We start from the raw sequence: 24,764 nt of genomic DNA, 5'->3' as shown, positions 1-24,764 counted from the left end.
CGGAACGCGTCCGCCGTTCAAGGCCCCGGTGCTTCACGTCAGCGCACCCGGACCGCGTCGGCCATGACCACGTAGCCCGGGGTCGTCCAGCGGCTCAGCTGAATCTTGTTCCAGCCGGCCGTGAAGCTGTACGTGCCCAGCGTCACCCACTTGCTGCCGTTGACCTGCTGGTTGACGGACACGCGGCCCACCTCGGCGCCCGACGCGTTGTAGGCGATGAACGGCGCCGTGGCGGAGCGGTTCGTGCCGGCCACCCACCAGGCGTCGATGGTGCGCGTCTGTGCGGTGGGCAGGTAGAACTCGAACGTGGCGGGCGCGGAGATGGCCTCCGTGGCCGCGTAGTAGTAGCCGCTGCCGTAGTAGCCGCTGCTGTAGCCGTCCGTCCACGCGCCCGTCGTCGAGAACTTCGCCTTGGAGGCGTCGTTGTTCGCGTTGTTGCTGTCGACGAAGATCTCACCCGTCGGCGTCGCCGTGCCGCAGTAGCTGTTGATCTTGCTGATGTACGTGGACCACGGCCAGTTGGGACCCGGGTCCGTGCGCGTCGCCGGCTGCAACCGGCCGTGCGCCACGATGTGGTAGCTGTCCTTGATGATGGCGTTGTCGCGCGCGATGTCGCACGACAGCTTCGCGGACGCGTCAATCTGCCCGGCCGGGAAGGACGTCTGGCTGGCGTAGCCGCCGTGCTCGATGCCGATGGTGAAGTGGTTGGCCGACACGCCGTTGAGCCAGGAAGACGTGCCGCCATTGAGCGACGAGTCGTACGTCGCGCCAATGTGCCACCCGCGGCTGGCCTCACGCACCAGCTGGGAGATCTCGCTGCCGCTCTCGTTCACCACGTAGTGCGCGCTCACCTGCGAGGCGCTGTTGGTGAGCCAGCTCCAGCAGGACGAGTAGCTGCCCTCGCAGGTGTGGATGATGATCATCGACGGGTCGCCCGCCGTGCCGGTGGGGCGCGCGTTGTAGTTGGGCGACGGCCGCCACACGGCCGCGCCGTAGTCCGGGCCGGCCGCCATGGCGCGCACCTGGGGACGCTCGAACTTCGCCTCCACCTGCACCGGCTCCAGCGACGCGGCCACGGACCCGTCCTGGTTCAGCGCCACCGCGCCCTCGTTGAGGACCGCGTACACGCCGCGGTGCACGTGCTCCGCCTGCGCCTCCGGGTTGGTGATGCCGCTCAGCTGGGCCACCACCGGCGCCCACGCGGCCAGGTCCCCGCGCTCCACGTTCGCGTCCGTGGCCAGCTGGGACAGCCGCGCCGCGCCCGCGCGCAGGTTGGACAGCGCGTCCGTGCGCGCCGCCTCCACCGTCACGCCCGCCAGCGCCGCGCCCTGCACCAGGTCCTCACCGCGAAGGGCCATCAGGCCGGACGCGGGCTGCTGGCCGGGGAACTCCGCCTCGCCCACCACCATCTGCCAGCGCGTCTCCGCGTAGGAGACCGCCTTGAGCAGCTCCACCGGGACGTTGAACTCCTGCGCGGCCTGCGCGAACAGCGGATCCAGCTCACGCGGCAGCGTGCTGCCAGCGGTGTCCGTGGAGGGCTGCGACGGCGTCTCGGAGGGAGGCGCTTCCGTGGGCTGGGCCTGCGGACCGCACGCGGACAGCACCAGGGCGGCGGCCGCCGCCGCGAAGGGATTGCGGAAAAGGGACATGAGGGGACTCCAGAAGTCGAGGGAGCAACGCCCCGGCTCCACAGCACCGTGCGTGCCAGCCGCCTTCATCCTGTTACCTTCGTCCAGTTTTCTTCCGCGACCGGTGCATGCATGCTCCACCCGCACGATGCGCACGGCGCTCCTCGTGGCCTCAAACACCTGAAATCACGGAATTGCCTACATCACAGGACCCACAGTTTTCACCTGGAGTCCGATGTGGTGCATCCGTGCCGCACTGCCGTGTTCCAGGACATCCGTGACGTAACGTTTTGTTACATCATTTCCTGTATCAATCACTATTTGAACCCTCGGCGGACCTGGCGGGCGGGCCGTCCGGGCGCGCGCCGCGCTGGAAGGGCCGACACGGGGGCAGGCCATCCGCTATGACGCCTGCATCATGCGGCTCTTCGGCATTGGCGACACACACCTGCCCTCCACCCGGCAGAAGGACATGCACCGCTTTGGCTGGACGGACCACCCGCTGCCCCTGCAGCGCGCGTGGGACGAACAGGTGCGGCCGGAGGACGCGGTCATCGTCGCGGGGGACATCTCCTGGGCCACCCGCGCCCACGAGGTGATGGAGGACCTGGCGTGGCTGGACGCGCGGCCGGGGCGCAAGGTGCTGGTGCGCGGCAACCACGACTACTGGTGGGGCGACTCCGCGTCCAAGCTGCGCAAGCTGCTGGAGCCCTTCCGCACGCTGGAGGGCTTCCTCCACAACAACGCGGTGGTGCTGGGGCCGTGGGTCATCGCCGGCACGCGGCTGTGGACGGCGCCGGAAGCGCCGCCCATGCCCGGCGGGGAGATGGGCGACGAGCAGGGGGACTCCGGCTACGTGGAGCGCGAGACGCGCCGGCTGTCCACGTCCATTGAGGACGCGCTCAAGAAGGAGGCGGCGCACCCCACCCCGCTCACCCGCATCATCGCGGTGCACTTCCCGCCCGTGTACGCGAACGAGCGGGCCACGGCCTTCAGCGCCCCCATTGAAGCGTTCGCGCCCAAGGTCTGCGTGTACGGCCACCTGCACTCCAGCGGCATCCCCGCGGGCTTCACCGGCGAGCGGGCGGGCGTGCGCTACGTGCTCGCGTCGTGCGACGCGGCCGGCTTCGCGCCGGTGCTGCTGGACGAGCGCTGATTCGCGGAGTGAAGCGCTTTGTCGACAGCTGAAACGGGGCCGTTAAGCTGGCCCCGGGTTCGCCCGTGAACCCCAGAGGAGTGGATGTCATGCCGTCGGACAAGGCCGAACTCGCCGCCCGGATCGCCACCCTCCAATCGGGAGACTCCATCCGCGGGCTCATCTTCAAGTCCGTGTTCGGCCTGGTGCAGCAGCACGCGGGCGCCATCGGGATGGAGAAGCTGCGCGTGGGGGAGCTGGACCACGACTACGCGGAGCTGCGCTCGTACCCGGCGCGGGAGTTCCTCACGCTGCTGTACCACACGGCGGACCTGCTGGAGGGCGCGCTGGGCCCCCAGGACGCGGTGTTCCACGCGTGCGGCGAGGTGAGCATCACCCGCTACTCCACCGGGCCGGGGATGCTGGTGTTCGGCATCATCTCCCGGGGGGACCCGCAGAAGCTCTTCGCGGGCGCGCAGATGGCGTACAGCGCGGCGGTGTCCTACGGCAACCGCGAGTACCTCACGACGGGCCCCAAGTCCGGCACCCTGCGCATGCGCCGGGACATGATGCCGCCCGCGTACCACGTGGGCATCCTCACCGGCTCGCTCAAGGTGCTGGGGCTGACGGGCAAGGCCACCGCGAAGCCGCAGGGCATCGACCGCGTGGACTACGACATCGAGTGGGCCTGAGGCTCAGTCCACGCGGGTGTAGGTCACGTCCAGCTGCGCCACCACGCGCTCGCCCACGGACGCCCAGCAGGCGAAGGTGTGATCCGCGCCGCGCACCTGGACGCGGTGCGCGCTGAACACCACCGTCTGGCCCGCGTAGGCCAGGCTGTCCGCGGACAGCTTCACGTCCTTCGCCACGAAGCGGGCGCCGGGCGCCGCCTCCAGCTTGCGGCCCAGCGTGGTGGCCATGCGGGTCATGCCGCCCGCGACCACCGCCACCGGCATCACCGGGTGCATGGCGAAGTGGCCCTTGCACAGCTCCGGGGTGACGACGAGCGAGGAGCGCATCAGGTCGCCCTCCATGCGGAAGTCCTGGAGGTCCAGCGGCTTGCTGTACGGGTTCTGCCGCAGCTTCGCCCACTCCTCCGGGGTGCGCTGCACGGTGTCCGCGGGGCGCGGCTCGCGGCGCATCTCCTGGCGCGCCTCGCCGAACAGGCGGGTGAAGGCGGCGGCGGACAGCACGTTGTAGTCCACCTCCAGCTTGAACAGCGGCGTGCCGTCAGAAGAGGACAGGAGCGTGCGCGCCGTGCAGGTGCGCTTGCCGGTGTACTCCGCCTGCGCCAGCGCCCAGAGCATGTCCGAGGCGCGCTCCTGCGGGGCCGCCTGCAGCCACTGACCGCGCGCCGCGCTGGCCAGGTAGAAGTGCTGCCCGTCCTTGGGCGCCACCAGCGCCGCGCCGCACGAGCCCAGGATGGCCAGGTGCCGGCCCGCCTCGCCCAGGCCCAGCGGCATCGCCTCCGCGTCCGGCGCCATCTGCACCGGCACGCGCGCCACCACCTCGCCCGGCAGCACCGTCACGTCCTTCAGCGCGAAGTACGGGTCCCGCACGCAGATGCGCGGGTAGAGCTCCTGCGCGCTCAGCACCGTGTACGGCGCCGCGTCCGACAGGGGCATCCGGGGCTCGGCCATCCACGGCATGACCGACTTCATCGAAGGAGCCGGGGACGACACGGAAGCGGGGGCGATGGCCTGGAGCATGGAAGGCTGACCTCGTTTCAGACGCCGGGTGCCGGGGGACACCTGGCTGCAGGGTAACCAACTTTCGTTACGCCGGGACAGTATTTTTATCTGCACCGTGAAAAGATTCTCGATTCATCGACGAAAGTGTTGCTGCCCTGTCGTATTTTTATGTCTAAACCGGAAAAAACGGACAGGGGCGGTGCAATTTGAAGCAGGCAAGCCCCTGCGTAAAGGGCTGTCCTGCAACCACTGGAGGACACCCCTGGGTCCCCTTTACCCCTCCCCCGGGAACGGTGCCCATGTGTTTTCAGGCACTTACGATGAGGAATAAACCTCAAGCCCCGCAAAGCCCGTGCAATACATGCCGAGTAGTCTTTCTACTCCAGGGGTGAAGTCCTGGTGCGGCGTCGGCCGGGTTACAGCTCCACCTGACTTCCCAGCTCCACCACGCGGTTGGGCGGAATCCGGAAGTAGGCGGTGGCGCTGCGGGCGTTGCGGCTCATCCAGGTGAAGAGGGCCTCGCGCCACAGGGCCATGCCGGGCTTCTTGGTGGGGATGATGGTTTCGCGGCCCAGGAAGAAGCTGGTGCCCATGAGCTGGAACTGGAGGCCCTTCTCCCGGCAGCGCTTGAGGATGTCCGGGATGCTGGGGTTCTCCATGAAGCCGTAGCGGGCCACGACGCGCACGAAGCCCTGCTCCAGGGGCTCCACCTCCACGCGCTCTCCGACGACGACGTGGGGAATCTCCTCCGGGATGATGGTGAGCAGCACCACCTGCTCATGCAGGACCTTGTTGTGCTTCAGGTTGTGCAGGAGCGCGGGCGGGGTGCCCTCCGGGTTGCCCGTCATGAAGATGGCGGTGCCGGGCACGCGCACGGGCGGGTGGTCCCCGAAGCTGCCCAACAGGTCCTTGAGGCCCAGGCTGGCCGCGCGCAGCTTGGCGGCGAGGATGTCCCGGCCGCGCTTCCAGGTGGTCATCAGCGTGAAGATGCAGACGGCGAGCAAGAGCGGGAACCAGCCGCCGTCCGGAATCTTCGCCACGTTGGCGCCGAAGAAGGCCAGGTCCACCAGCATGAAGAGGCTGGCGACGGGCAGGGCCACGGCGCGGCGGACGCCCCAGCGCTCGCGGGCCACCACGTAGGCCAGCAGGGTGGTGATGCCCATGGTCGTCGTCACCGCGATGCCGTACGCGGCCGCCAGCCGGCTGGAGGAGCCGAAGCCCAGCACCAGCGCGATGACGCCCACCAGCAGCGCGCCGTTGATGCCGGGCAGGTAGATCTGCCCCATCTCCTCCGCGGACGTGTGCACCACCTCCATGCGCGGGCAGTAGCCCAGCTGCATGGCCTGCCGGGTGGTGGAGAAGGAGCCGGAGATGAGGGCCTGCGACGCGATGACGGCCGCGGCGGTGGACAGGGCCACCAGCGGATACAGCGCCCAGTCCGGGGCCAGGAGGAAGAAGGGGTTGCGGGCGGCCTCCGCGTGGCGCAGGAGCAGCGCGCCCTGGCCCAGGTAGTTGAGCACCAGCGACGGCAGCACCAGCCCGAACCAGGCCCGGCGGATGGGCTTCGCGCCGAAGTGGCCCATGTCCGCGTAGAGCGCCTCGCCGCCCGTCACCACCAGGATGACGGCGCCCAGCACCAGGAAGCCGTGCCACCCGTTGTCCATGAAGAACCGCACGCCGTGCACGGGCGACAGCGACCAGAGCACCGCGGGGTTGTGGATGAGCTCCTTCACGCCCAGCACCGCCAGCACCAGGAACCACACGGTCATCAGGGGGCCGAACACGGAGCCGATGCCCGCCGTGCCCTTGCGCTGCACCATGAAGAGCAGCAGCAGGATGACGAGCGAGATGGGAATCACGTACGGCTGGAAGACGGGGGTGGCCACGCTCAGGCCCTCCACCGCGCTCATCACGGAGATGGCCGGGGTGATGACGCCGTCTCCATAGATGAGCGCCGCGCCGAAGAGGCCCAGCGTAATCAGCACGGGCCGCGCACGGTGGGACTGGCCCCGGGGCCGGTGCATGGCCAGCGCCATCAGCGCGAGGATGCCGCCCTCGCCCCGGTTGTCCGCGCGCATCACGAAGATGATGTACTTCACCGACACGACGATGATGAGCGACCACACGATGAGCGACAGCACGCCCAGCACGTTGGCCGGCGTGGGCGTGACGCCGTGCGCTCCGGTGAAGCATTCGCGCAGCGCGTAGAGCGGACTGGTTCCAATGTCTCCGTAGACGATGCCCAGCGCGCTCAGGGCGAGCATCGCGATGCGTTTGGGAGAATCCGGGCCCTCCGAAGGGGCGGCCGGTGATTCCGAGGGTGCGTTCACGGGCCCCGCTTTAGCTGAACCCGGGCCCACCGCAACGGCTGCCGTCAGGGTCCTTTGGTTTCCAACCGCTCCGGGTGAGCCCATGTGCGCGCCCGCCCCCCTGCCCCCGAGGGAGCCAGGCCGTGGGGCGAGGCGGATGCCCGCCACCAACGCTTCCCCGGGGTGGGTGTCGAGCATCCGCAGAAGTCTGGGATGGCGGGACCTGGGACGCAGAGCGCCGCGAGCGGGGCCGTGCTCCCATGGCGGGTGCAACGGGGGGACGTGGCATGACGATGGTCGCAACCAGGCTGGGGGAGGCGCGGCAGTACGGAGCGCGGCTTCCGGAGATTGAAGAGCGGCTGGCGCTGCTGGCGGAGGCCTCGCGGGTGCTGGCGGACGCGTCGCTGGAGCCCCCGGCGGTGATGGAGCGGCTGTGCGGCCTGGTGGTGCCGCTCTTGGGCTCCGCGTGCGCGCTGCGGCTGTTGTCGGAGGACGGGCTGTGGCTGCGCACGGTGGCGTCCGCGGCGGCGGTGCCGGAGGCGCGCGTGCGGCTGCAGGCGATGTTCTCCCAGCGGGTGCGCGCGGACGAGGGCGTGGCGGCGGAGGTGCTGGACTCGGGCGAGGCGCAGGGCGTGGAGGCCGTGCTGGTGCTGCCGCTGAGGGCGCGGGGGCGCCCGCTGGGGACGCTGACGGTGTGGCGGGAGGCGCCGGAGCCGTCGTCGTTCGACCCGGGGGAGCAGTTGCTCCTCCAGGAGCTGGCGGACCGGGCGGCGCTGGCGCTGGACGTGGCGCGCGCGTACGCGTCCGAGCGGCAGGCGCGTCAGGCGGCGGAGGTGGCGGCGGGGAGGCTCGCGCGGCTGCAGCACGTCACCGCGGAGCTGTCCGAGGCGCTCACCGCGGCGCGCGTGGCGGAGGTGGTGCTGGAGCAGGGGCTGGCGGTGGCGGACGCGAAGGCCGGGGCGCTGTGGTGCGTGGAGCCGGAAGCGGCGAGCGCCACGCTGCTTCGCTGCGCGGGCTGCACGCCGGACGCGGCGGAGCGGCTGAAGCGGATGCCCCTGGAGGGGGACTCGCCGGTGGCGCGGGTGCTGCGCGAGTCGCGGCCGGTGTGGCTGACGGTGGAGGACGCGCTGTCCGGCTCCGAGCGGCCGGCGACGTCTTCCGCGTGCCTGCCGCTGGTGGCGGACGGGCGGGTGCTGGGGGCGCTGGTGTTCACCTTCGGCCTGCCGCACGCGTTCGACGACGACGAGCGGGCATTCCTCCAGCTGGTGGCGCACCACGCGGCGCAGGCGCTGGCGCGGGCGCGGCTCCTGGAGCGCGAGCAGCGGGCGCGGGCTGCCTTGCGCGAGGCGCACGGGACGCTGGAGGCCATCATCCAGGCGAGCCCCACGGCCATCATGCTGTTGGACCCCGACGGCACGGTGCGGCTGTGGAATCCGGCCGCGGAGCGGATGCTGGGGTGGACGGCGGAGGAGGTGCTGGGGAAGGTGTTGCCCGCGGTGCCACCCGAGCACTGGGACTCCTTCCGCCACGGGCTGGAGCGCGCCACGCGCGGCACGGTGCTGGACGGCGCGCCCCTGGCGGCGAGGCGGCGCGACGGCGGCGCGCTGCGGGTGGCCGTGTGGACGGGGCGCGTGCACCCGGCGAGCGGCCCGCCGCAGTGCCTGAGCGTGATGGTGGACATCACCGAGCGCCAGCGCGGCGAGGCGGCGCAGCGCTTCCTGGCGGAGGCCGGCGGGGTGCTGGCGGGGAGCCTGGAGGAGGAGGAGACGCTGGAGCGCGTGGCGCACCTGGCGGTGCCGCAGTACGCGGAGGCCTGCGGCGTGTTCCTGGAGGACGAGTCCGGCGGCGTGCGCTGCGTGGCCACGGCGGGCGTCGAGGACGGCGAGGTGCCGCCGCCGGGGCTCGCGGTGGTGGCGCGGGTCATCCAGTCCGGGAGGCCGGAGTCACGCTCGGGGCTGTCGGAGGCGGACCCGGCGAGCGCCCGGGCGGGCGGGACGTGCGCGTACCTGTGCGTGCCGCTGCGGGTGCGGGGGCACACGCTGGGGGCGCTGACGTTCGTCACGTCCAAGCGCGCGTACGACGCGCAGGACCTGGCGCTGGCGCAGGAGCTGGCGCGTCGGGCGGCGCTGGCGCTGGACAACGCGAGCCTCTACCGGGACGCGCGCGACGCCATCCGCCTGCGCGAGGAGTTCCTGTCCATCGCGAGCCATGAGCTGAAGACGCCCATCAGCGCGCTGCAGCTCCAGGTGCAGAGCCTGATGGCGGGGCTGGCGCGCTCGGGGGCGTCCTTCGACTTGGAGAAGCTCAAGCGCGGCCTGGAGCGGGTGGACCGGCAGGTGAAGCGGCAGACGCTGCTGGTGAATGACCTGCTGGACGTGTCTCGCTTGAGCGCGGGGAAGCTGGAGCTGGTGCTGGAGCCCCTGGAGCTGGGAGGGCTGGTGCGGGAGGTGGCCGAGCGGTTCGAGCAGGAGTACGCGCGCTCGGGGACGCCGCTGGAGCTGGTGCTCGCGCCGGAGGTGACGGGGCAGTGGGACCGGCTGCGGTTGGATCAGGTCTTCACCAACCTGTTCTCCAACGCGCTGAAGTACGGCCGTGGCAACCCGGTGCACGTGTCCCTGGAGGCGGAGGGAGGCCGGGCGCGGCTGCGGGTGAAGGACGGCGGCATCGGCATCGCGAAGGAGCACCTGCCGCGCCTGTTCCACCGCTTCGAGCGCGCGGTGTCCGAGCGCAACTACGGCGGCTTCGGGCTGGGGTTGTGGATTGCCCGCCAGATCGTGGAGGCGATGGGCGGCCACATCGAGGTGGAGAGCGTGCTGGGTGAGGGCTCCACGTTCCTCGTGGAGCTGCCGCGCCGTTAGCGGTGGAAGGCGGGGAGCCCTTCCGCGATGAAGCCGCAGCCCCGCCGGGATTCGCGGCGGTGGAGGACGTGGCAGCGCTCGGGGGCGGCGCAGTCGGTGTCGCGGGTGCAGGGCTGGAAGCAGTAGCCGCTGGTCTCGTCGCAGGTGAGGCCCGGGGCGCACGGCGTCTTGTCATCGCAGCGGGCGCGGCACTCGAAGGCCTCGGTTTCGAGCGTGGATTCGGCGAAGCCGCGCAGGCAGTCTTGATGGGCGGCGCAGGGCTCCGCGTCCAGGCAGGCGGGGCCCACGAAGGGGCGGCAGATGGGGACCTCGCCCGGGCCGTCCGTCTCGCAGCGTTCGCCGGCGGGGCAGGCCCGGTCGCGGCAGCTGGGGACGCAGGCGCCGAGGACGCGGTAGGGATTGGGGGCGCACTCGGTGCCGGGGGCGCAGGCGTCCGCGTCGTGCACGTCGCACGGCGGGCCGCAGAACTCATGGACGCAGACGAGCCCCGGCGCGCAGCGGCCCTCCGGCTCGCGCGAGTAGCCCGTGCAGCGGTCCCCGGCTTGCAGCGCTCCCTGGGGCACGCAGCGCCGGAGGACCTGGCCTGACGCGGAGGTGTCCACGGGCTGGCAGGTGTCCGCAAGGGTGCAGTCCGCTGCGTCGTCGCAGAAGCGGTGCAGCGGCTGACAGGTGAGGAAGCCGAAGTCCGGGTGATGCGCGCACACGCTGTCCGCGGGGCACGCGGTGTCCGCGTCACAGCGGTCCTCGCAGGCGAGGGAGCCCCGGGTGTCCGCGTGGCAGTTGGAGGGGACGTTCGACAGCCGGATGCCGTTGCTCAGCACGACGACATCGGGAGGTTCGAGCCCCTGTCGCGCGGGGGCGTCCGCCAGGTCCGCCTGCGCGGTGAGGTCCGGCCCGGGCCACGCAAGCCACACCCCCGTGCCCACGGCGGTCACGAGCGCGGCGAAGGCGATGAGGAGGCAGAGCTTGCGCGGAGTCACTGGCCGAGCACCCGCCGCATCCACCGCTGGCTCTCCTCATCCCGGGTCACGAGCCCGTCGAAGCGGCCCGCGCGCAGCATCTCCACGAGGGCCGTGTCCTGCGCGATGCGTTCGGGTTCGAAGCGAGGAAAGTCCATGTCATCCCATGCATCCGGCGACTGCGCATTTCCCTGCGCGACGCTTTCAATACTCCGGGCATAGGCATCGAAGAAACGGTCAAGGTTCGATGCGACCGGGAGGACTTCCTTCTCAATGTGGTCATCGATGAAGACCACGGGCTGCAGGCCCCGCGAATCCGCCAGTCCGGGCACGAGCGCGAACCGATAGGCCAGACTGGCAACCTGACCGAACACGAGACACGACTGGAAGGGAGCTTCGGCACGCTCCCGGAGCATCTTGTTGATGGCCACCACCCCATGCGCTCCTTCCGGAGCATGGAGGACGAGCTCCGCCATCCGCGCGTCCCCCACCCGTCGGAAGACGGCCGCGAGCAGCGGATCCAGGGGTTGTCCCGGGAACAGCTCCCGGCCCGTCGAGTCCTCCGTGGAGGAGGTCCCCAACCGCAACGGCAGCCCCTGTTTGCGGCACCGTGCCATCAGCCGCTCAAGCCCCTTGAGTGAGGACTCCATCCGCGCTCCCTTCACCGCTCCAGCAACTGCTTCACCGCACGAAGCGCATTCTGCTCCGCGGTCGCGAGCGCGGAAGCGGATTCCGCTGGAACGTGGATGCGATGGAACCACGAACCATATTGCTGATCGATCACCCGGGAGAGCGCTTCCACCTGCCTGCTGTCCAGTCGCTGGGCCTGTTGCCCCACGGACTCCCAGACCCTGTTGATGCTCCGGTGCACCGTGCGCTCGACGGCGACCAGGTTCGTGCCCTGGTTGATGTCCGTGCGCGGGAACAGGCGCGCATACTCCAGCGGGATGCGGTGGTGGATTTCATATTCCTCCATCCGCAGGGGTCCCAACTCCTTGGCGAGCCGGGGGTTCACGGTCTCGAAGTATTCACGCCGCGCCCATTGCCGGAGCCGCTTCTTCGCCTGCCGGTCGAGCGGTTCATGAAGGGCCTTTTCCACTCGGGCCAGGATGTGCCGCAACTCGGCCTGCTCCCCGGCCTCCAGCGCCATCAGCCCCTCTGCCTCCACCTTCATCCAGAGCCGCTGGAGGGCTTCGCGCTCGGCGGGCGGGGTGCGGATCAACACCGTGCGGAACCACTGCGCGGCCTTGGCTCCCCCCTTCCCCAACACCGAGACCACCGTGGGTGCGACGGCCTCCAGCGTCCCGAGCACGCCCTTCGCGATGAAGCCCCCCACGTACCAGTACGCGAGCTGCTCGAAGGACCACACGCCCGCCAGGCGTGCACTGTCCTTCACCTCCTCGCGCCAGTGCCGGAGGATGTCCTCCTGCATCGCCCGGTACTCCCTGGCGATGTCCTCCATCGCCTCGGGAGGCCTGGCGGGCTCCAGCGTCGTCGCCGCCACCACCCGCCATCGCGGCTCGGCATCACCGCGCACGTGCCGGCCCTCCAGCTCCACTTCGACCGTGCGGCGTCCCACCGCGTTCACGAAGGGCAGCAGTGCCTGCACCACCGGATGCGGGCAGCAGTCGTCGCGCCACCTCCAGCGCATCCGCCAGCTGAGGCCCTGACGCACCCGGAATGACCTCAGGCATCGTTCGCGCGTGGACCGCGACCGGCCCTCGGGCCGTCTCCAGTTCGAAGCGCCAGCGTTCAGACCCGCGCTCCAGCGTGAAGCGCAGGCGCCGCGGCTTCACGCCCACCATCGTGGACAGACTCCGCGTCAGCTCGCGGGAGAACGCGCTCCAGTCCACGGAAGCACCCGCGCCCCGGCCGGGCGTCATGCGCCGGAAGGACACCAGCGTCAGCGCCCCGCCATGCACCTGGTAGTCGAAGGTCCACGCCTCCCCCAGCGCCCCGTGCGACCCTGCGATGTCCCAGAGCTCACGCACCACCCGCGCCGCTTCGGCCTGCCGGGCGCGCTCACCGCCCACGGGCGCGGCGCGCTCCAGTGCCCCCTCTCGCGTAAAGCCAAGACCCGCGAGCTCGGCCGGGGTGTCGTCACCCGCCTCCGGCTCGAAGGACTGCCGCTCGAAGCCGCCATCGCTCGCGCACGCGGCGAGCGTGCACCCCCACAGGAGCCCCAACAGGCGAACGGGACGCGTCATCGCGCCCCGAGCCTGGGGGGAAACTACAGCGCCAGGAGCAACAGCGATGCCTGCTCCGCGGGCGTGGCCGCGATGAAGGCGTCCGGCAGCGTGATCTCCGTGGGCGGCGTGGCCGCGCGGTCGCAGCTGCGCTTCCCCTCGTAGGTGCGGCCCTCTTCCTTCGCCTTCAGCCGGTACGTGCAGTCGCGCACGTACACCGTCAGCTCCCGCGGCGACAGCGTCAGGTTGACGGGACGCCCGTGGAAGCCGCCCTTCGCCTTCACCGCGTCGCCTTCCTTCTTCACGTCCAGGTTCACCACCGTGGTCCCGATGTTGCCCTTCACCTTCTCGTCCTCCAGCTTGAGCGCCACCGGGACGTCCGCCACGCGGCCTCGCAGCTCACCGGGAAGACGGGACACCTGGAACTCGGGCCCCGTCACGGTGTCCGGGGTGATTCGCAGGTTGAACTGCGTCCTCGCGACGCTGAAGGCCATCTGGTCGTGCTCGGAGGCCGCCCAGGCTCCGCCCACGCCCGCGAGCACCGCCAACACTCCCACACCCCGACGCAATGACTGGCTGTTGCGCTTCATGGATAGGACTCTCCTCGCTGACATGGACAATGTGTAACGCCCCCGGTCCGCTGACAGACCGGGGGCGTCCGAATCCCTCCGAAGCGAGGGCTACCTGCCGCCCGCCGGCCCGCTCCCCTGCTCCGCGGCCGGGCCCAGCAGGTGCTTTTCGAAGAACATCAGCGCCGTCGTCTGGGCCATGTCCCGGTTGGTCTTCTTCTGGAACCCGTGCCCCTCATCCGTGGCCAGCAGGTACCAGACGTCCGAACCCTTCTTGCGCACCGCCTGGACCACCTGCTCCGCCTCCGACTGCGGCACGCGCGGGTCGTTGGCCCCCTGCTGCACGAAGAGCGCCGCGCGAATCCTGTCCACCGACCCCAGCGGCGAGATGCGCTCCTGCACCTTGCGCACCGCAGGGTCGCGCTCGTCGCCGTACTCCGCGCGCCGCAAATCCCGCCGGTACGCCTGCGTGTTCTGCAGGAACGACGGCAGCGACGAGATGCCCACCACGTCCACCGCCGCCTTGATGCGCTCCGGGAAGAACGCCGCCGTCACCAGCGTCATGTAGCCGCCGTACGAACCGCCGTAGATGCCCACCCGCGCCGCGTCCAGCTCCGGCCGCGAGGCGACGAAGTCCAGCGTGGCCCCGATGTCCGCCAGGCTCGCCTCGCGCTTCACGCCGTCATCCATGGCGCGGTACGCCTTGCCGTACCCCTCCGACCCGCGCACGTTGGGCAGGAGCACCGCCATCCCCAGCTCCGTCACCATCAGCTGCGTCTGCGCGCTGAAGAGGGGCTGGCTCTGCCCCTCCGGGCCGCCGTGGAACATCACCACCACCGGCACCTTCCCCTTCGCGTTCTTCGGCAGGTACAGGAACGCCGGCACCTTCACGCCGTCCGTGGACGGATAGCGCACCAGCTCCGGCTCCACGAACGTCTCCGGATCCAACCCGCCCACCTCCGAGCGCGTCCAGCGCGTCGTCTTCTTCGTGCCCAGGTCCACCGTGAAGACGTCCAGCGGTACGCGCGCCGACGTCAGCGAGAACGCCACCCGGTCCGACCGCTTGGACGGGAAGCGCACCTGCGCAATCACCCCGCGCGGCGTCTCCACCGGCGACAGCGCCTGCGTGCGCGTGTCCAGCAGGTACAGCTTTCCGAAGCCCTCTTCATTGACGGCCACCGCCAGCTTGCGCCCGTCCGGGGACAGCTCCAGGTCCTGCACGTTCCAGCGCACGGACTTCGTCAGCGACGGCGGCGCGGCCGGGGGCGTTCCCGTGAGCGGCAGCCGGTACACCTCCGCGAAGTCGCTGTAGCGGTCCGTGGCCACGTACACGCCCTGCCCGTCCGGCGTGAAGACGGCGGACTCCACGCTGCCCTTGCCCTCCTTGGGCGTCAGCTGCGTGCGCGCGTTCGTCTTCACGTCCACCACGCTCAAGTCCGCGTCGTCCGCCGCGCGGTACTGGCGCACCAGCAGCTTCGAGCCGTCATTGGAGAACTCCAGCGGCGCCCAGCTCCCTTCCGCTTCCGTCACGCGCTTCGCCTGCTTGGGGTCGGACGTGGGCGCCACGTACACGTCGGTGTCCTTGCCGTTGCGCCCCGTGCCCGCGTACGCGAGCCAGCGCCCGTCCTTGGACATCACCAGCTCTTCGTGCCGGCTCTTGCCGTCCGTCAGCAGCTCCGAGCGCCCCGTGCGCCGATCCAGCCTGAGCACCTGGAAGAACTCTCCGCCGCCCGTGTCCTGCAGGTAGAAGATGATCTGCGGGTTGCCCGGCAGGAAGCGCGCCCGGTTGATGGGCTCCTTCGTGAAGGTGAGCTGCGTGCGCGCGCCCAGCGGCATCTCCACCAGGTGCAGCTGGTTGACGTCCGCGAAGCGCGTGGAGATGAGCACCTGCTGCCCGTCCGCGCTCACGTCCAACAGCTGCGCGGAGCGGGACTCCAGGTACTGCTGCACGCGCTGGGAGAGCGCGGGCGGCACCGGCGGCACGCCGCTCACCCACAGGTTGGGCAGGCCGGGCAAGGGAGCGATGCCGGGGACGGCGGACGGCGACTTCGCTGCGGCGGGCGCGGGGGGCGCCTTCGCGGGCGCGGGCGCGGGCGTCTGCGCCGTGAGCAGCGACACGATGAGCGGAAGGGACGCGAGGGTCATGGTGCCACCGACCCTACCAGCGCCGTCGTGCTTCCCGGCATTCCCTCGCGTTGATGCGTTTTGAACAGGAGACAGCCGAAGGGGGTGATGCCCGGCGTTTGCGACGTGCACCGGTGCACAACGTCGCGGACGGACAGTGGCCCTCGCGTGGGGGTTCGCCCGCGTGGAGGTGATGACCACCCTTACCCCTGTCGACATCGGTGCCGAGCCGCGTCCGCGGCCCGCCGAGGAGGGGGACTTCGACATGGCCTGGATTCGGGGGAAGACACTGCTCGTCGTCGCGCTCACATCGCTGGGGGTGTTCGCGCCCGCGTGCGGAGGCGGCTCGGCGGAGGACTCCGAAGCGCCTCCGACCCAGGACGGTCCGGTGCTGGTGCCGCCCACCCAGTCGCAGCTGCGCATCGTGCAGGCCGCGCCGGGCGCGCCCGCCATGGACGTCTACCTGGCCGGCAACGCCACGCCCGTGGCCCGGGCCGTGGCCTATGGCGCCACCACGCCGTACCTCTCGCGTGACGCGGCCTACGTCACCGTGGAGCTGCGGCCCGCGGGCGCGCCGGCGGACTCGCGGCCCGTCCTGTCCCGGGAGATCAACATGGAGGCCGGGACGCGCTGGACGCTGGTGGCCGCGGGCGCCTTCGACTCGTCGGACTCCGACGCGGCGATGCGCACGCTGCTCCTGCGCGACAACACCGTTCCCGCCGACGGCGGCCAGACGCGCGTGCGCATCGTCAACGCCGGCACGGACGCGCCCACGGTGGACGTGGACCTGGGCAATGACGGCTCCGTGGAGGTGGGGGGGCTTGGGCGCTTCAAGGACTCCGGAGAAGCGGCGCTGGTGCTCCCCTCCGGCGCCGCGTTCCAGGTGGGCCTGCGCTGGAACGGCCGGTCGCTGACGTCCTTCACCGTGCCCGCGGCCGGCTCCGGCACGGACACGCTCATCGTCGCGACCGGCCTCATGTCCGCCCCCGCGCGCGCGGGCGACGGCTTCTCGCTGCTCACCGCGGGCCGCGACGGCACGCTGGCCATCCTCCGGCAGAACCCGACGGTGTACGTGCTGCACGCGTCGCCGGACGCGCCCGCGCTGGACCTCTTCGCCAGCGACCAGGAGCTGTCCGGAGGACTCACCTATGGCGCGCTGTCCGCGCCGCTCCAGGTGCCGCCGGGTGCGTACACGCTGGACTTCTTCGCCGCCACGCCCGGGACCGAGCGTCCCGCGAGCGCTCCGGTGGTGACGGCGGCCACGCCCACGCTCGTCCCAGGTGAGCGCTACCTGATGGTCGCCTCGGGCTACCTCGCGCCGCCCCGGCCGGCGGCGGCGCCGTTCAAGCTGCTGCCGCTCATGGACCGCTTCGCGAGCGACCCCTCCAACCTGCGCCTGCGCTGGGTGCACGCCGCGGCGGACACGCCCGCCGTGGACGTGGGGCCGCTGGGCTCGGAGCGCCGCGTGCTGCCGGACGCGCCCTTCCTCGACGTGCCCTTCGCCTCCGCCACCGCGCAGGACGGCCTGCCGCTGCCCTTCGGGGGAACCGTCACGCTGGGCGTGGTGCCGTCCAACGACGCCAACCGCGCGCCACGCACGAGCTTCTCCGTGACGCCCAAGGCGGACACGCGCGTCTTCGCCGTCGCCACCGACACGCCGGGCTCCATGCCCGGAAGCTGGGACCTCCAGCTCCTGTGGGTGGACACCACCCGCACGCCGTGGACCGTGAGCACGCAGGCCCACGCGCCCTGACGTCAGAAGGCGAGGCCCAGGTTGAGCACAAGCCGCTGGGTGAGGATCCACGACGATTGGTGGACCCGCTGCGACTGCGTCCCGCCTCCGAGCAGGGTGAAGGTGTCGTAGGCAACCGCGCTGCGCCGGGCCCCGAGCCCCACGCCCCCCTGCACGGAGAAGCCGGGCTCCAGCACCACGCTGTACCCCAGGACCGCCGTCCCCCCGATGGACCAGTTGTCCGAGTCGCTGTCGGCGTGTCCCCGGCGCGAACGGACCCGCGTGTCAGCGTGTCACGGCGGGTCGAGCTTCACCTGGGCCTGCTCGCGGCGCAGCTGGAGCACGCGCACGTCCGGATCCACCACCAGCCGCTCCGGCTCGAACTCCGAGCGCAGCGTCACCTGCACGGATCCGCCCCCGTCCGGCTCCACGCGCGTCACGGCCTGGGCCGAGGGCTCAGCGGCCTTCGTCACCGCCACCTCCACCGGCATGCGGCCCGTGCCCACGTTCGTCACCGTGGCCGTGGTCACCCACTGGCCGCCGTCCTTCGTCACGCGCGCGCCGGTGACGCGGTACTCGGGCACCACGACTTCGAAGAAGGCCTGCCGGGTGAACCGGTCGAATGGCTCCTGTGACGGCGCGAAGGGGCGCATCGCCGCGATGAAGTCCTGCAGCACCGGGTGGTCCGCGTTGTTCATGGACTGCTTCAGGAAGGCCTGGAGGCCCGCGTGCATCGCGTCGCGGCCCATCACGTCCTCCAGCATCCAGAACGTCCAGCCGCCCTTCTCGTAGAGGACCACCGTGTCGCCCTCGCGCGAGTCGTCCAGCTTCACCAGCGGCTGCTCCGCGTCCACGCGCCGGTCCTTGCCGTAGCGCTCCTCCATGCGCTTCGCGGTCTGCCGGCGTGCCTCCTGCCCGTCGAGCTGTTCCATCAGCTTCAGCGCCGAGTAGTGCGACAGCCCCTCCGCCAGCACGTTGCCGCCGGGCCCCTTGCCGGGGATGAGCAGGTTGCCCCACCACTGGTGCGCGGCCTCGTGCGCGGTGACGAACAGCACCGCGTTGGACTCCGGCGTGCTCTGCGTGAGGAACCCGATGGACTCCGAGAACGTGATGTCCGTGGGGAAGCCCTGCGCGTAGTTGTCCAGGCCGGCGAACTCCGACAGCTTCAGCTCCGCCCACGGGAACGGGTGGAACCACTCCGAGTAGTACCGGCGCGCGGCCTCCAGCCCCCGCATCATCTCCGGCACGTTGTAGCCGTGCGCCGGATCGTGGAACACCACCGCGCCCGCGCCGTCCACGCGCGTCCACCTCCCCGCGATGACGTTGAAGAAGCTCACCGGGTAGTCGCTCCGCCACACGGTGCTGCGCCGACCGTCCTTCACCGTGTCGCTCTCACGCACGCCCACGGAGTTGAGCGTGTAGGCCTCCGGGCCGCTCACGCGGATGCGGAAGGGGAACGGCATGTTGCTGCCCCATGCGGCATCCGTGGGCCCCTCGTAGAAGTCATCTGGATGGACGCGCGGCTCGTACTTGTTCTCCTTCGGGTCGATGCCGCGCTCCTCCTCGTAGCCCACCACCGGCGCGAACGTGGGCGTCTCGCTGGTGAGCACCACGCCGGATGGGAGGATGAACTCCTTGAGCGCGCCGCCCGCGCGGGACACGCCCGCCGGCACGTGGCCCGCGTACTGGAAGCCCACCGTCACCTTCGCGCCGGGCTTCAACGGCTCGGGCGGCGTGAAGACATACAACCCGGCGCGGTCCTCCGGCGTCACGTCCTGTCCGTCCAGCGTCCAGCGCACGTCCGTCCAGCCATCTCCGCCGCTCAAGGCGAAGCGCGCGAGCGGCGTGGCGTGCCGGTTCATCAGCACGTACGCACCCTTCATGCGGAAGGCGCTCGCCTCCGGCTCCAGGTCCACGTCCAGGTCCACGTCCACCAGCATGGGCTGCGGCGCGTCCTTCCACGTGGCCAGGTTCTTCTGCCAGTACTCCTTCGCGCGCTTCTTCGCCGCCGCGCCCTGGTGGCCCTGCCCCACCAGGATGCCCAGCCACGCCAGCGCCACCACCGGCACCGCCAGGGACGGCGCCAGGCGCCACAGTCCGCGCGCGAGCCCCGAGGGCTTCAGCCCCTCCAGCGTCGTCACCGGGTCGCGGACGCGCCGCCCGTCCAGGCGCACCGCCAGCGCGGTGAAGAAGACCGCCCCGCCCAGCGCGGCCACGCGGTTGAGCACCAGCGCGGCGCGGTCCACCTGGAAGGCGCCCAGGTCCGTCCACCGCACCGCGTCCCACAGCGGCCAGTTCGTCACCCAGGTGAGGTCGCCCCGCACGGCCAGGTAGCCGGTGAGCCCCAGCGCGGCCAGGGCCAGCGCGTAGGTGCCGAAGCGGCCGCCCGTCACCGCGCGCGCGGCCAGGATGAAGCCCGTCCACAGGAGCAACGTGGGGAACAGCAACAGCCCCCACACCAGCACGTACGGCGTCAGCGACAGCGGCACCGTCCCCTGGAACACCTGCACCAGCGTGCCCGCGAGCGCCATGGCCACGAGCAGCGCCACCGCCACCAGGCTGTTCGCCAGCGCCTTGCCCAGCAGCACCGACAGCGTGCGCACCGGCGTCGCGTCGTGGATGGGCGCGAAGTGCGAGGACTGCTCACGCTCCAGCGACTCCACCACGTAGAACATCAACAACAGACACACGAGCACGGACGCCTCTGCCATCACGCGCACCGCGAAGCGGCCGGGCACCAGCAGCAGGTCCGTGTCGAAGGGGCCCACCGCCGTGGCGGCCTGGGACACCACCTGCAACATCAGGAGCGGCAGGAACAGGTAGAGCCCCGGCTGGGACAACAGGCCCCGCCCCTCCGCGCGGGTCACCGTCCACAGCCCCGTCCAGAAGCCCGGTGGACGCACGCCCATGCGCAGCACGGACAGCGGCGCCTCCGCGTGCGACAGCGCCACCTGCTTCGGCGGCGCGTCGATGACGGCCCCCTTGCGCGGAGCCTTCGTGCCCACGTCGCCCCGGAGCGCGCGGCGGAAGTGGCGCTCGCTCAAGGCCACCGCGCCCAGCCCCAGCGCCATGAGCGCGAAGCGGCTGGTGACGAAGAGGCCATCCAGCCCCACGGGCTGCGTGTTGTAGAAGTCCACGCCCCGGTCCACCTTGATCCACTCTTCCGTGAGCCACCGGAAGCCGCCGGGGTCCAGCGCCATGAGGACCCGGTTCACGCCCGGGTCCAGCCAGCCGGGAGACCAGTCCCAGAGGAAGAACGCGCAGAGGAAGAACAGGCCCACCGGCAGGAAGTACACCGGCACCGCGCGGCGCGTGCGCTCGCCGGTGGCGAAGGCCATGCCCGCCATGAAGACGATGAGCGGCAGGCCGAACCACAGCGCGCCGCCCAGGTAGTTCCCCCACGCGAGGGGGCCGCGGAACTCCGCGTCCGCGCCCGCTGGCACGACGTGGTGGAAGAAGACGAGCAGCCCCGTCATCCACCCGAGCGCCACCACGTACGCGCCCAGCACGCCCGCGAACTTGCCCCACACGTACTCCGCGGGCGTCAGCGGCGTGGTGTGCAGCAGCGACTGCACGCGGGCCTCGTCGTCGGAGATGACGGACATGCCCGCGCCCACGGACACGAAGAAGGTGAACAGCATGAAGGTGAGCAGCAGCACCGTCTGCGCGACGGCGAAGGCGCTGGTGATCCACGCCTTCTTGCCGCCCACCTCCGTGCTGCCCGCGTCGATGGTGACGTTGCCGGAGGACACGCCCCACACCACCAGCACCAGCAAGACGAGCAGCACCCAGAACAGCGGGCGCCGCGTCTGGTGGCGCCACTCGGTGCGCGCCACGCGCAGGAGCCGGGCCGCGTTCACGTGCCCACCGCCGGGGTGGACGGCGTTGGGGCCGTGGACGCCGGGGGCTCGGGGGCGTCCTTCATCAGGAGGAGGTAGGCGTCCTCCAGCGTGGGCGGCGTGCGCTCGAAGCCGGGGGGCACGGGCGTGCCGGGGGCGGCGTGGATGCGTACGCGGTTCTTGCCCTCGAAGAGCACGGCCTGGGTGACGCGGTGGGCCTGCTGGAAGGCGGCCATGCCGGCCGGGGGGACGGTGCCCTCGAAGAGGGTGTCGTGGAGGGCGGCCTTCGCTTCGCTGGGGCTGGTGATGGCCATCACGCGGCCGTGGCGGATGACGGCGAAGCGCGGGCAGAGCATGGCCACGTCCTCCACGATGTGCGTGGACAGCAGCACCGTGCGCTCGTGGGCCATCTCCGCGAGCAGCCGGTAGAAGCGCTGACGCTCCTCGGGGTCCAGGCCCGCGGTGGGCTCGTCCACGATGAGCAGCTTCGGGTCTCCGGCCAGCGCCTGCGCGATGCCCAACCGCTGCCGCATGCCGCCGGAGTACTCCTTCACCTTGCGCTTCGCCGCGAAGGTGAGGTTCACGCGCTCCAGCAGCTGGGCGCACAGGGCCTTCAGCCCCTGCGGCGCGGTGACGCCCTTGAGCTCCAGCAGGTAGCGCAGCATGTCCTGGCCGGAGAGGTATGGGTAGAAGCCGAACTCCTGCGGCAGGTAGCCCAGGTGCGGGCGCAGCGCCTCCGGGTGGCGCACCAGGTCCAGACCGTCGAGCGTCACCTCGCCGGAGGTCGGCTCCAGCAGGCCGGAGAGAATCTTCATCAGCGTGGACTTGCCCGCGCCGTTGGGCCCGAGCAGTCCGAACATCCCCTTGGGAACGTCCAGGTCCACGCCACGAAGGGCCGTCACCGGGCCCGGGTACACCTTCACCAGGTTGCGCAGGCTGAGCATGTGGCCCGTTCTACGCCGAAGTGGGGGACTCCATTTCCAGCTTCGCGAACAAAGAGGCGCACTTCGGGTCCATGAGAGGCTCTACGATGTGTGTGTTAGACCGCCAGGGCATGAACCTTCGGCCTGTCTGTCTTTCCCTCGTGGCGGGCGCCATCGCGCTCCTGGGATGCTCGGGGCCGACCTATCTGCATGGCAAGGCCCTGAAGCAGAACGAGTACCGCGGCTACGGCGAGTCCCTGCCCGAGCGCGACCGCGAGGTGCTGGTCCGGGCGGAGGGGGTGAAGGATGCGGCGTCGGTCATCTTCCTGCTGGAGACGTTGCCAGAGGGCATCGAGATGACCTCCCACAGGCTCCAGGTGAAGGACGGCTATGCGCACCAGCTGCTGGGCAAGCTGGCCTTCAGCCGGGGGCAGGTGGACTCCAAGCAGGACCTCATCGAGCAGGTGCGCAAGGTGGCGCTGGCGGCGAGAGGTGACGCGGCCGTCGGCATCTTCCTGCTCACGCCGGCCAACGATTACTCCCAGGCACAAGCGGTGGAGGCGGTCATCCTCAAGCTGGACCCGCGCGTGCGCGCGAAGCTACGTCCGGACGAGGCGACGATGAGAGGTTCGGCATCAGCGGGCGTCGAACAGCGCTGAGCAGATCCGCCACGAACCGGGAGATGCGCTCCACCCACCGGCCCAGACCGCCCCTCCCAACGCATTCGTCCTCAGACTCGAACGAAGTGAATCCGATGCAGGCAGGAGACACTGAAGCTCCGCTGTCGGGCTCCTCGGGAAGGGCCTCCACATGGGGGGAGAGGGCAACCCCAGGCACCTCGGAGTCCCCAACGACAAGCGCAGCGCACGGGGCCTCCGGAGCGACAGGCTGACTGGGACCAGGGACGAAGGCATCCAGCACGCGGTCATCGTGTGCCTTCATCAGCGTCGGCAGGTCATGCTGGATGGCCCGCGTATCGCGATCATGCAGGGCACCCTTCGCGCAGTTCGCCCACTGGCGCAGCGGCTCACCTCCCAGAAGAGGCAGCAGCTGGGCCGCGCCGACCATGAAGGCCCGCTGAAGAGACTGCACGAGCAGCACATGCCCGGGCCGGTCCGCCACGCGGGCCGCAAGCCGCAGCAATTCGAATTCCACCTGGGCGCAGTAAGCCCCTGACTCCCAGCGCGCCGCGTCCCAAAGCCCGAAGCAAATGCCCGCCAGCTGGTCCAAGTCCCGCTTGGAGGCCCGTGCGCAGCAGTCGGACAGCAGCTCCACCATCACCTGCCGCCTGAGGCTGAAGTAGCCCTCCAAGAGCCACCGGGCCTCCGGCGAGCGCGTGTCATGCAGCGCCAGCCCCAGGTTCTCCAGCGTTAGTGACTCATCCAGCGGCACCGCGCGCGTCTTGCGTCCAGGCCGCTGCACCACCAGGCCCCGTGCCGCCAGCCGCCGCAGTGCTTCGCGCATGGTGCCCCGGCAGACGTCATAGTGGCGCGCCAGCTTCGCTTCCGAGCCGAACTGCCCGCTCGGGTGAATCCGTCCCAGCGCGATGTCGCGCTCAATCTGTGCTTCCACGTACGCCACGAGCCCGCCGTGCCCCATCCCCATTCCCCTTCCTCGTTTCAGCATCGCCATCCAACCAGAGGGGTCTGACATGTACGCGTGATGCCTCACCGCCCGCGTCGGCTGACTGGAGAAGGCGCCCTCCGGAGCCGGACGAAAAAAACCTGTCCGACTGTCGGACAGGTTTTCGGAAAGCGCGCCCGGCGGGCGGCCCCGGCTTCATGCCGCGCGAGCCTGTCCGACTGTCGGACAGGTTTTCGGAAAGCGCGCCCGGCGGGCGCTTCGGTCCGTGGACTGGTTCTGGCGACCTCACACGCACGACATCGCAGACCACCGCTGTGCCTCGAGAGGCGTGAACCGGTCCGACTGTCGGACAGGTTTTTTGGACCGTACGCCCGGCGAGCGCTTCGGTCCTTGGCCTGGTCCCAACTTCCTCATACACACGAAATCGTGCTCCGCTGCTGCGCCTCGGGGGGCGCGGACCTGTCCGACCGTCAGACAGGTTTTGAAACTGCGCGCCCGGCGAGTGCTTCAGCCTGTGGACTGGTCCTGGCGTCCCCACACGCACGACATCGCGGACCGCCGCTGCGCCTTGGGAGGCACGAACCTGTCTGACGGTCGGACAGGTTTTTGGACCTTGTGCCCGGCGAACGCTTAGGCCCGTGGCCTGGTCCCAACTTCCTCATACGCACGACATCGCGGACCACTGCTGCGCCTCGGGAGACGTGCATCTGTCTGACTGTCGGACAGGTTTTTCGGCAACCGCGCTTCGGCCCGTGGCTTGGTCCTGGCGCCCTTGCACACGTGAAATCGTGGGCTATCGCTGTGCCTCGGGAGGCGTGATCCTGTCCTGCTGTCGGGCGGGATTTTGACCGCTGCCCGGCTTGCGCTTCGCGCCCGTGGCCTGGTCCTGGCGTCCTCGCACGCATGCCATCGCGCTCCGCTGCTGCGCATTGGGAGGCGTGAACCTGTCTGACTGTCGGACAGGTTTTGAGACTGCGCGCCCGGAGGGCGTGCTGCCCGTGGCCTGACCTCGGCGTTCGAATACGCACCTCGTCACTGACTACCGCTGCGTTCCGCCAAGCACGTTCCTTCAACTTGATTCGGCGCGGACCTGTCCGACTGTGGGCGTGATCCGCTCTCGTGGACAGGTTGACTATGCCGCTGCCCGTTCGAACTCGGCTGGCGCAGCGTAACCGATTGCCGAGTGCATGCGTTGCTGGTTGTAGAAGACCTCGATGTAGTCGAACA

17 protein-coding genes are annotated in these 24,764 nt (G+C 70.5%); 5 read left to right on the top strand and 12 right to left on the bottom strand.

What is annotated here, in order from left to right; genetic code table 11:
• Nucleotides 1-38: 38 nt before the first annotated feature.
• Nucleotides 39-1,649 carry a golvesin C-terminal-like domain-containing protein gene (locus tag D7X96_RS17535; RefSeq protein WP_121770249.1) on the bottom strand — a complete coding sequence of 537 codons (1,611 nt, stop codon included), beginning with the start codon at nt 1,647-1,649 and terminating at the stop codon, nt 39-41.
• Between the two features lie 397 nt (nt 1,650-2,046).
• Between D7X96_RS17535 and D7X96_RS17530 the strand changes: the two genes are divergently transcribed.
• Together D7X96_RS17530 and D7X96_RS17525 are read left to right on the top strand one after the other, a co-directional pair.
• Entirely contained in the window at nt 2,047-2,784 is a 738-nt protein-coding gene (locus tag D7X96_RS17530) for a metallophosphoesterase (RefSeq protein WP_120550968.1), read from the top strand.
• A gap of 89 nt (nt 2,785-2,873) precedes the next feature.
• A complete protein-coding gene (locus D7X96_RS17525) occupies nt 2,874-3,455 on the top strand; it encodes a DUF2378 family protein (RefSeq protein WP_120550969.1) in 582 nt (193 codons plus the stop codon).
• Between the two features lie 3 nt (nt 3,456-3,458).
• Here the strand turns inward: D7X96_RS17525 and D7X96_RS17520 are convergent, their stop codons facing one another.
• Together D7X96_RS17520 and D7X96_RS17515 are read right to left on the bottom strand one after the other, a co-directional pair.
• Nucleotides 3,459-4,472 (bottom strand): hotdog family protein, encoded by a 1,014-nt coding sequence (locus D7X96_RS17520; RefSeq protein ID WP_199746928.1) that lies wholly within the window; start codon nt 4,470-4,472, stop codon nt 3,459-3,461.
• A 398-nt stretch (nt 4,473-4,870) separates the two neighbouring features.
• Nucleotides 4,871-6,718: a potassium transporter Kup gene (locus D7X96_RS17515; RefSeq protein ID WP_120550971.1), complete on the bottom strand. Its 1,848-nt coding sequence runs from the start codon at nt 6,716-6,718 to the stop codon at nt 4,871-4,873.
• Between the two features lie 332 nt (nt 6,719-7,050).
• Here D7X96_RS17515 and D7X96_RS17510 point away from each other — a divergent pair, with 332 nt between their 5' ends.
• Nucleotides 7,051-9,621 (top strand): sensor histidine kinase, encoded by a 2,571-nt coding sequence (locus tag D7X96_RS17510; RefSeq protein ID WP_120550972.1) that lies wholly within the window; start codon nt 7,051-7,053, stop codon nt 9,619-9,621.
• On the opposite strand, the gene D7X96_RS17505 is transcribed toward D7X96_RS17510, so the two are convergent.
• From D7X96_RS17505 to D7X96_RS17485, 5 genes are all read right to left on the bottom strand, one after another.
• Entirely contained in the window at nt 9,618-10,601 is a 984-nt protein-coding gene (locus D7X96_RS17505) for a hypothetical protein (protein WP_121770248.1), read from the bottom strand. The two genes, D7X96_RS17510 and D7X96_RS17505, sit on opposite strands and share 4 nt — an antisense overlap.
• Nucleotides 10,598-11,056, bottom strand: a complete 459-nt coding sequence (locus tag D7X96_RS17500; protein ID WP_147468337.1) for a hypothetical protein — start codon at nt 11,054-11,056, stop codon at nt 10,598-10,600. Before D7X96_RS17500 ends, D7X96_RS17505 begins: the two co-directional genes overlap by 4 nt.
• Nucleotides 11,057-11,241: 185 nt before the next feature.
• The gene (locus D7X96_RS17495) at nt 11,242-12,231 is read right to left on the bottom strand and encodes a hypothetical protein (RefSeq protein ID WP_147468336.1); all 990 of its coding nucleotides are present in this window, start codon (nt 12,229-12,231) and stop codon (nt 11,242-11,244) included.
• 579 nt (nt 12,232-12,810) lie between these two features.
• Complete coding sequence (locus D7X96_RS17490; RefSeq protein WP_120550977.1) at nt 12,811-13,356, bottom strand: hypothetical protein; 546 nt, start codon at nt 13,354-13,356, stop codon at nt 12,811-12,813.
• 90 nt (nt 13,357-13,446) lie between these two features.
• The gene (locus D7X96_RS17485; protein ID WP_208647330.1) at nt 13,447-15,480 is read right to left on the bottom strand and encodes a S9 family peptidase; all 2,034 of its coding nucleotides are present in this window, start codon (nt 15,478-15,480) and stop codon (nt 13,447-13,449) included.
• A gap of 244 nt (nt 15,481-15,724) precedes the next feature.
• Here D7X96_RS17485 and D7X96_RS17480 point away from each other — a divergent pair, with 244 nt between their 5' ends.
• Nucleotides 15,725-17,212: a DUF4397 domain-containing protein gene (locus tag D7X96_RS17480; protein ID WP_158626594.1), complete on the top strand. Its 1,488-nt coding sequence runs from the start codon at nt 15,725-15,727 to the stop codon at nt 17,210-17,212.
• A gap of 2 nt (nt 17,213-17,214) precedes the next feature.
• Here D7X96_RS17480 and D7X96_RS40000 read toward each other — a convergent pair whose 3' ends face one another.
• From D7X96_RS40000 to D7X96_RS17470, 3 genes are all read right to left on the bottom strand, one after another.
• A complete protein-coding gene (locus D7X96_RS40000) occupies nt 17,215-17,391 on the bottom strand; it encodes a hypothetical protein (protein ID WP_158626593.1) in 177 nt (58 codons plus the stop codon).
• 93 nt (nt 17,392-17,484) lie between these two features.
• Nucleotides 17,485-21,051 carry a M1 family aminopeptidase gene (locus D7X96_RS17475; RefSeq protein ID WP_121770244.1) on the bottom strand — a complete coding sequence of 1,189 codons (3,567 nt, stop codon included), beginning with the start codon at nt 21,049-21,051 and terminating at the stop codon, nt 17,485-17,487.
• Nucleotides 21,048-21,974 carry an ABC transporter ATP-binding protein gene (locus tag D7X96_RS17470; RefSeq protein WP_120550980.1) on the bottom strand — a complete coding sequence of 309 codons (927 nt, stop codon included), beginning with the start codon at nt 21,972-21,974 and terminating at the stop codon, nt 21,048-21,050. Before D7X96_RS17470 ends, D7X96_RS17475 begins: the two co-directional genes overlap by 4 nt.
• 110 nt (nt 21,975-22,084) lie before the next feature.
• Between D7X96_RS17470 and D7X96_RS17465 the strand changes: the two genes are divergently transcribed.
• Entirely contained in the window at nt 22,085-22,612 is a 528-nt protein-coding gene (locus tag D7X96_RS17465) for a hypothetical protein (protein WP_147442878.1), read from the top strand.
• Here the strand turns inward: D7X96_RS17465 and D7X96_RS17460 are convergent.
• Nucleotides 22,524-23,558 carry a FadR/GntR family transcriptional regulator gene (locus D7X96_RS17460; protein WP_244219622.1) on the bottom strand — a complete coding sequence of 345 codons (1,035 nt, stop codon included), beginning with the start codon at nt 23,556-23,558 and terminating at the stop codon, nt 22,524-22,526. The genes D7X96_RS17465 and D7X96_RS17460 overlap by 89 nt on opposite strands.
• Nucleotides 23,559-24,764: the final 1,206 nt, after the last annotated feature.

Origin of the sequence: Corallococcus interemptor, from assembly GCF_003668875.1 — a bacterium.
Classification (GTDB): Bacteria; Myxococcota; Myxococcia; order Myxococcales; family Myxococcaceae; genus Corallococcus; species Corallococcus interemptor.
The sequence above is the reverse complement of the archived record's forward strand: the minus strand, read 5'-3'. Positions and strand labels throughout refer to the sequence as shown.

Bases quoted from the DNA above. Each gene is read 5' to 3' on its own strand.
- D7X96_RS17460 (WP_244219622.1), bottom strand. From the start codon at position 23,558: ATGGGGATGGGGCACGGCGGGCTCGTGGCGTACGTGGAAGCACAGATT.
- D7X96_RS17470 (WP_120550980.1), bottom strand. From the start codon at position 21,974: ATGCTCAGCCTGCGCAACCTGGTGAAGGTGTACCCGGGCCCGGTGACG.
- D7X96_RS17535 (WP_121770249.1), bottom strand. From the start codon at position 1,649: ATGTCCCTTTTCCGCAATCCCTTCGCGGCGGCGGCCGCCGCCCTGGTG.
- D7X96_RS17525 (WP_120550969.1), top strand. From the start codon at position 2,874: ATGCCGTCGGACAAGGCCGAACTCGCCGCCCGGATCGCCACCCTCCAA.
- D7X96_RS17500 (WP_147468337.1), bottom strand. From the start codon at position 11,056: ATGGCGGAGCTCGTCCTCCATGCTCCGGAAGGAGCGCATGGGGTGGTG.
- D7X96_RS17530 (WP_120550968.1), top strand. From the start codon at position 2,047: ATGCGGCTCTTCGGCATTGGCGACACACACCTGCCCTCCACCCGGCAG.
- D7X96_RS17495 (WP_147468336.1), bottom strand. From the start codon at position 12,231: ATGCGCTGGAGGTGGCGCGACGACTGCTGCCCGCATCCGGTGGTGCAG.
- D7X96_RS17510 (WP_120550972.1), top strand. From the start codon at position 7,051: ATGACGATGGTCGCAACCAGGCTGGGGGAGGCGCGGCAGTACGGAGCG.
- D7X96_RS17465 (WP_147442878.1), top strand. From the start codon at position 22,085: ATGAACCTTCGGCCTGTCTGTCTTTCCCTCGTGGCGGGCGCCATCGCG.
- D7X96_RS17520 (WP_199746928.1), bottom strand. From the start codon at position 4,472: ATGCTCCAGGCCATCGCCCCCGCTTCCGTGTCGTCCCCGGCTCCTTCG.
- D7X96_RS17515 (WP_120550971.1), bottom strand. From the start codon at position 6,718: ATGCTCGCCCTGAGCGCGCTGGGCATCGTCTACGGAGACATTGGAACC.
- D7X96_RS17485 (WP_208647330.1), bottom strand. From the start codon at position 15,480: ATGACCCTCGCGTCCCTTCCGCTCATCGTGTCGCTGCTCACGGCGCAG.
- D7X96_RS17490 (WP_120550977.1), bottom strand. From the start codon at position 13,356: ATGAAGCGCAACAGCCAGTCATTGCGTCGGGGTGTGGGAGTGTTGGCG.
- D7X96_RS17480 (WP_158626594.1), top strand. From the start codon at position 15,725: ATGGCCTGGATTCGGGGGAAGACACTGCTCGTCGTCGCGCTCACATCG.